General features: G+C 27.4%; 7 protein-coding genes. All 7 read left to right on the forward strand.

The window, feature by feature from the left end; translation table 11 throughout:
• Positions 1-744: ATP-binding cassette domain-containing protein (locus Q0G30_RS13525; RefSeq protein ID WP_294391093.1), on the forward strand; the 744-nt coding region annotated here is incomplete at its 5' end.
• Positions 734-1,837 carry an ABC transporter permease gene (locus Q0G30_RS13530; RefSeq protein ID WP_294391095.1) on the forward strand — a complete coding sequence of 368 codons (1,104 nt, stop codon included), beginning with the start codon at positions 734-736 and terminating at the stop codon, positions 1,835-1,837. The genes Q0G30_RS13525 and Q0G30_RS13530, both read left to right, overlap by 11 nt.
• Positions 1,837-2,754 carry an ABC transporter permease gene (locus Q0G30_RS13535; protein ID WP_294391097.1) on the forward strand — a complete coding sequence of 306 codons (918 nt, stop codon included), beginning with the start codon at positions 1,837-1,839 and terminating at the stop codon, positions 2,752-2,754. The genes Q0G30_RS13530 and Q0G30_RS13535 overlap by 1 nt, the downstream gene beginning before the upstream one ends.
• Positions 2,755-2,763: 9 nt before the next feature.
• Positions 2,764-3,561 carry a metallophosphoesterase gene (locus tag Q0G30_RS13540; protein ID WP_294391099.1) on the forward strand — a complete coding sequence of 266 codons (798 nt, stop codon included), beginning with the start codon at positions 2,764-2,766 and terminating at the stop codon, positions 3,559-3,561.
• Between the two features lie 136 nt (positions 3,562-3,697).
• Positions 3,698-4,258: a hypothetical protein gene (locus tag Q0G30_RS13545; RefSeq protein ID WP_294391101.1), complete on the forward strand. Its 561-nt coding sequence runs from the start codon at positions 3,698-3,700 to the stop codon at positions 4,256-4,258.
• 21 nt (positions 4,259-4,279) lie between these two features.
• Positions 4,280-4,693 (forward strand): MarR family transcriptional regulator, encoded by a 414-nt coding sequence (locus tag Q0G30_RS13550; protein ID WP_294391104.1) that lies wholly within the window; start codon positions 4,280-4,282, stop codon positions 4,691-4,693.
• Between the two features lie 126 nt (positions 4,694-4,819).
• Positions 4,820-6,475 (forward strand): ABC-F type ribosomal protection protein CplR, encoded by a 1,656-nt coding sequence (gene cplR, locus Q0G30_RS13555; protein ID WP_294391107.1) that lies wholly within the window; start codon positions 4,820-4,822, stop codon positions 6,473-6,475.
• The last annotated feature ends 25 nt before the right edge of the window (positions 6,476-6,500 follow it).

Genomic DNA, 6,500 nt, shown 5'->3' on the forward strand with positions numbered 1-6,500 from the left:
GTTAAAAACTTAACTTTAAAGGGTGAACATAATAAAAATATATTAAATAACGTTAACTTACATATTAAAAAAGGTGAAATTGTAGGTATTGCAGGTGTATCTGGAAATGGTCAATCTGAGCTTATTAGATGTATAACAGGATTAGAAAAAATTGATGCAGGTAATGTAATTATTAATGGGAATGACATTACAAACAAAACTGTAATGAATATAAGAGAAGCTGGTATTGCTCATATTCCAGAAGATAGATATATGTGGGGAAGTGCGCCAGAGGCAACACTTGCCGAAAATGCATTAATGGGATATGAAGATAGTGAAGAATTCTCTAAAAAAGGAATTCTAAATATTAGTAAAGTTACAAAGCATGCAATAGAGTTAATTTCAAAATTCAGAGTTAAAGCAGATTCTCATACACAAAAGATAAAAGAACTTTCAGGTGGAAATGCGCAAAAACTTATTGTTGCAAGAGAAATGTCTATGGAAACTCCACTTATTATTGCTTGTGAACCTACAAGAGGTATTGATATAGGTGCAATAGAGTTTATTCATGATCAACTTGTTGATAAGAGAAATAAAGGAGATAGTGTATTATTGGTATCTTCAGAGTTAAGTGAGATTATGGATTTAAGTGATAGAATTTATGTAATTTATGATGGGGAAATTGTTGGTGAATTTAAAAGAGGAAGTATTGATGAAAAGGCATTAGGTCTTTTAATGGTAGGAGGTAAAAATAATGAAAAGTAAAAACTCGTTATCAGTAAGTATTACAAAAAGTAAACTTTCAACTATATTTGAGCCATTAAAACATCCTCTACAAGCTATTGTTGTTGGATTATTAATAGGAGGTATAATTATTTCACTTTCTGGATTTAATCCTTTTGAAGCAATTATAGGAATGTTTAAAGGTGGATTTGGATCAACATACTATTTAACTACAACTTTAACACGTTCTATTCCTATTATATTTGCTGGGCTTTCTGGTGCATTAGCTTGGGGATCAGGTTATTCAAGTTTAGGGGCTGCAGGACAAATGGTTTTAGGTGCCTTTACTTCAGCAGTTGTAGCTGTAATATGTCCAGGACCACCAGCATTTGTTGTTATAGTATCTATTATTAGTGGTGCTTTAGTAGGAATTTTATATTCACTTATCTCAGCATATGTAAGTGAAAGATTTAAGTTGGATTTACTTATTATAACTCTTATGATGAACTATGTTGCTGATTACATAGCATCTTACTTTACAACATATGTTGTAAAAGATCCATTAGGTTTAGACTCTTCAGCAATTCAAACTCAAAAGTTAACTGATAATATTCTGCCTAAAATGTTTGAAGGATATTCATTACATTGGGGATTTGTAATTGCAATTATTTGTGTCTTAATTGTACTTTTCATAATGAAGAGAACAAGTTTTGGATATAAAGCAAAGATGGGTGGATTAAATCCTAACTTTGCTAATTATGGTGGTGTTAACAGTACTAAGATGATGTACTATGTATTAATGTTAAGTGGTGCATTAGCTGGTATTGGTGGTGCATGTGAAGTTTTAGGAACAAGATATCGTTATGTTGATAATATGATTACATCTCCAGGATATGCATGGACTGGGATTATAGCTTCATTAATGTCAAGCAATCATCCAGTTGGTATTTTAGTAAGTAGTATTTTCTTAGCTGGTCTTACAACAGGGGGAAGTACTATCGAGCGTAGTATGGGAGTACCATCTGAAGTAACAACCATTATTCAAGGAATTATCACTTTATTAATTACTGCAAAATTTGCTGTTAAGTGGTATAAGAAAAAACAAAATACAACAGATAAGAAAGGAGTACAATAATGGAGTTAAGTGTAGATTATTTAGCAGTGGTAGCTAATTCCACTCTTCGTATGATGACACCTATTTTATTAGTTACATTAGCTGCAGCTATATGTTCTAAGGTACGTATTTTTAATATTGCAATGGAAGGAACTATGCTAACAGGCGCATTTTTCAGTATTGTTGCAAATTATTATACTCATAATGTATTTTTATCTGTGCTTGCAGGTGCAATTAGTGGAATGATAGTATCTGCTATTGTAGGATTCTGTATAATTAAATTAAAAGCATCTCCAGTTGTTGTTGGTATGGCAACTAATACTATGATGGGTGGAGTTACAACATACTTACTTTATATAATTTTTAAGACAAAAGGAGTATTTACTGATCCTAGTTTAGTAAGTCTTCCTAAAATTGATTTGCCTATTATTAAGGATATTCCAGTATTAGGGACTATTTTTTCAGGATTAACTCTTATTGATTATTTAGCCTTTATTTTAGCTATAGGAATGTATATATTTTTATATAAGACAGTATTAGGATATAGATTACGTGCTATAGGTATCAATAAAGAAGCTGCGAGAAGTCTTGGTACTCCAGTAGAAAAATATCAATTCCTTACAATAAGTTTATCAGGAATATTATGTGGATTAGGTGGAGTTCTTCTTTCTATGGGAACTGTAACGTTATTTATGCAAAATATGACTTCAGGACGTGGGTATATTGCTATGGCTGCTAATAACTTAGGAAAATCTCATCCAATAGGAGTTCTTTTATCAAGTTTATTCTTTGGATTCTCACAAGCAGCAGGAAATGTACTTCAAAATACATCTTTAAAAACACAAATTACAGCTTCTATTCCTTATGTAGCAACAATTGTTGCACTTATATTATTTAGTATACAAACTAAAAGAAATAAGAAAAAGAAGGTCAAGTAGGTATAGAATATGAGGTTTTTACATTTATCAGATATTCATTTTTTAAGAGAGTATCCCAGTGCTGAAAAAGGTTATAATTCTATTTTTAATAATATGACAAGTCCTTTAATACAGATAAGAAAATCTTTAGAAAAAATAGACTTAAGTAAAATAGATTTTGTTATTATAACTGGAGATTTAGTGGAATCAGGAACTTATGAAGATTATGTAATTTTAAAAAGTGAATTAGAAAAATTATTAGGTAATACTCCATATATACTTACTTTAGGAAATCATGATAATAAAGAGGCTTTTTATAAGGGATGGTTTAATAAAGAATGTAATGATCCTTATAATACTGTTAATGAAATAGGTGAATTAAGAATAATTAGTTTTGATAATTCACAGTATAAAAATAGTGATGGATTTATTTCAGAGGAGCAGTATGAGTGGTTAGAAAATCAATTAAAGGGTAGCACTAAAAAAGATACTATTTTAATGCTTCATCATCATCTTATAAAAGATCAATTTACTACACCAGCTGTTAGTTATGATGATAAATTTGAAAATATGATAAGAGAAAGTTCTATAATTGGAATTTTTGCTGGTCATACTCATCATCCTTTTAAAGGTTGTTTTGCAGAGAAGCTTTATTTTTCTACAGGTAGTCTTAGTTTTATAGGTTATGATGAGAGTAATGGTATTGTAAGATTTGAGGAAAGTGCTAAGTTTAATCTTTGTACCTATGAAAATGGTAAAATATCAGTAGAGGTAATTTCAGCTTTAGATGATAGTAAATTATTAGGAGTAGTTAATTTCAGAGAATAAAAAATAAATTAATATTTACAAAAGGTGATTTCTAATATTAAATAGGAATCATCTTTTTTTAGTCTATTAATAATACTTGACACTATCAATTATATAGGTATAATTGATAGTATCAAGTATTAAAGAGGTGTTTTTTATGAATAAGTTAGATAGGTTTATAAATGAATTATGTGGAATATTTAATAATGATAGGCAAATAAATGATGAGTTAGAATCAGGAGAATTAAAACATCCAAAGGCAAAGCATATAAATGGTGTTTGTAATGATAAGATAACTAATTTACCAAATGATTTTTCAGGATATTTTGTTATTGAAGAAAGTTATTATGAGCAAGGAAAATTTAAAAATATTCTTCCGCACCTATTCTTATTTACAGTTAATGAAGATGATAATATAGTTTTAACTTCTTATGAAATTCCAAGTAATATCTCAAAAGAAGAATTTAGAAATGATAATGAAAACTTAACCATGGATTATAAAGAGCTTAAAGTTTCTTCTAAGTTTACTCCTATGGTTTACAAAGAAAAAAATAATGCGTATGAAGGAGAAAGTATTAGTAATTTTACACCAGAAACTGAATTTACTTTAAAAGAGAAAATTGAAAAGGGTAAAATGTATGTAAGTGAAGTTTTTAGAAAGAATGGTAAAATTACTTTTGGATTTGTTGATCCAATAGTTTATGAAAAAATAAATTAATATTAGAAAAGAGGAATATGATTGTCATATAAAATATTAGGTAAATATCTATCAGATTTAAATAGAGACTTTATAAGATATTCTGAATCAAATCTATCGGAATATGGATTAACTCTTAATATGTGGCGTTGTATGATAATAATAGAAAATAATAAAGGCTGCAATTTGAAGGATATAGCAAAGGCATTAAATGTAGATGGTGCAATTATAACAAGAAATATAAAAAAGCTTGAAGATTTAAATTATGTTATAAAGGTAAAAAGGGATAATGATAATAGATTTTTTAACTTATGTCTTACTGATAAAGGTTTAGATATTCTTAACTTAATTAATGAATATCATGATAAATGGTATGAAAAAATAACTTGCAATTTTAATGAAGAGGAAGTTAGTGATTTAATTAATCTACTTAATAAGCTTTGTAGTAATATTTAAAATAAAAAAGTTTTGATAAAGAGTCCAGTGACAAATGTTACTGGACTTTATTCATAATGTAGAAAATTAAAGGTTATTAATAAGAATTTTGCACAAACTTTTTATAGGAGTAATTGGAGGTGTAAAATGAAACTTGCAACAATTAAAAATCTAAAAAAGTATTATGGAGATAGATTAATATTAGATATAGATAAATTTGAAATAGAAGAAAAAGATAAGATAGGGGTTGTAGGTGAAAATGGAGCGGGAAAAACAACATTATTGAAAATTTTACTTGGAGAAATAAAAGCTGATGAAGGTTCGGTAAATTTAACAGATAGTTATTCATATATAAGCCAAATAGATGAGGGATATACTAATTGTAATAATAGTAAGATGAAAAAAGTTTTTAGCGCTCCTGATGAATATGAAGACTATTTATCTGGAGGAGAAAAAGTAAAGATTAGAGTAGTGAGTGCATTAGAACAAAATACAAGCCTTATTATAGCAGATGAACCTACTTCTAATTTAGATAGTGAAAGTATTGAAGTTTTAGATAATATGTTTAAAAAGTATAAGGGAGCATTATTAATAGTTTCACATGATAGAAAATTTTTAGATGATGTATGTAATGAAATTGTAGAGATTGAAGAGGGAAGATTAAAAATATATAGGGGTAATTATAGTAAATATGTAACTTTAAAAGAAGAAAATCATAAGAAACAAAAAAGAGAATATGAAAAATATATACATGAAAAAGATAGATTAGAGCGTGTAATAAATGAAAAAGAAGTACTTAGAGATAGAATAAAAAAGGCCCCTAAAGGAATGGGAAAATCAGAAGCAAAAACTATTAAAATGGGAGATCAAAGAGGAAAAAAACATATTGAAAACAATATAAAATCAATAGAAAAAAGAATAGAGCATATGGAAGTTAAGGCACCACCTAAGAAGAAAGAAAGGATTATAATTAATATAAATGAAGGTACTGAAATTGCTACTAAAAATTTAATAGAAATTAAGAAATTAAAGTTACTAGTAGAAGATAAAATTTTAGTGAATGAAATTAATTTAAATATAAGAAATGGAGATAAAATTGCACTAATTGGAGCTAATGGGTGTGGGAAAACCACTTTACTAAGACGAATTTTAAGCAATGATTCAAAAGAAATAAATATATCAAGTAATGTTAAAATAGGATACTTTGATCAAAAACAAGATATTTTAAATAATGAAAGGAGTATTTTAGAAAATATAAAAGAAGATTCTAAGTGGGATGATAGCTTTATAAGAATAAATTTAAGTGAGTTTGGGTTTAAGAAAGACTCTGTAAATAAAATGGTAAGTGAATTATCGGGGGGAGAAAGAGTCAAAGTAGCTATATGTAAAATAATATTATCTGACAATAACTTATTAATATTAGATGAACCAACTAATTATTTAGATATAAAAACTATAGAAGCGTTAGAAAATGCTTTAGTTAATACTAATAAAACTTTATTATTAGTATCTCATGACATAGAGTTTATATCTAATGTATGTAATCATATAATTGAAATTAAGGATAAAAAAATACATGAATTTACAGGAACTTATCCTGAATACATTAAAAGTTTTGAAAATAATAATAAGAATTCAGAAAATAAGCATTTAGATGATGAGATATTACTTCTTGAAAATAAGGTATCGGAGGTAATTTCTTTATTATCAATAGAATCTGATGAAGAGAAAAAGGAGAAACTTAATGAAGAATATTTAGAACTTGTGAATTCCTTAAAAGAAGTAAAATTAAAAAGGAGTTAAAATATTCTTCAATTTTTATATGGGA

It is taken from the genome of uncultured Clostridium sp. (assembly GCF_934754925.1).
In the GTDB taxonomy this organism is placed as follows: domain Bacteria; phylum Bacillota; class Clostridia; order Clostridiales; family Clostridiaceae; genus Clostridium.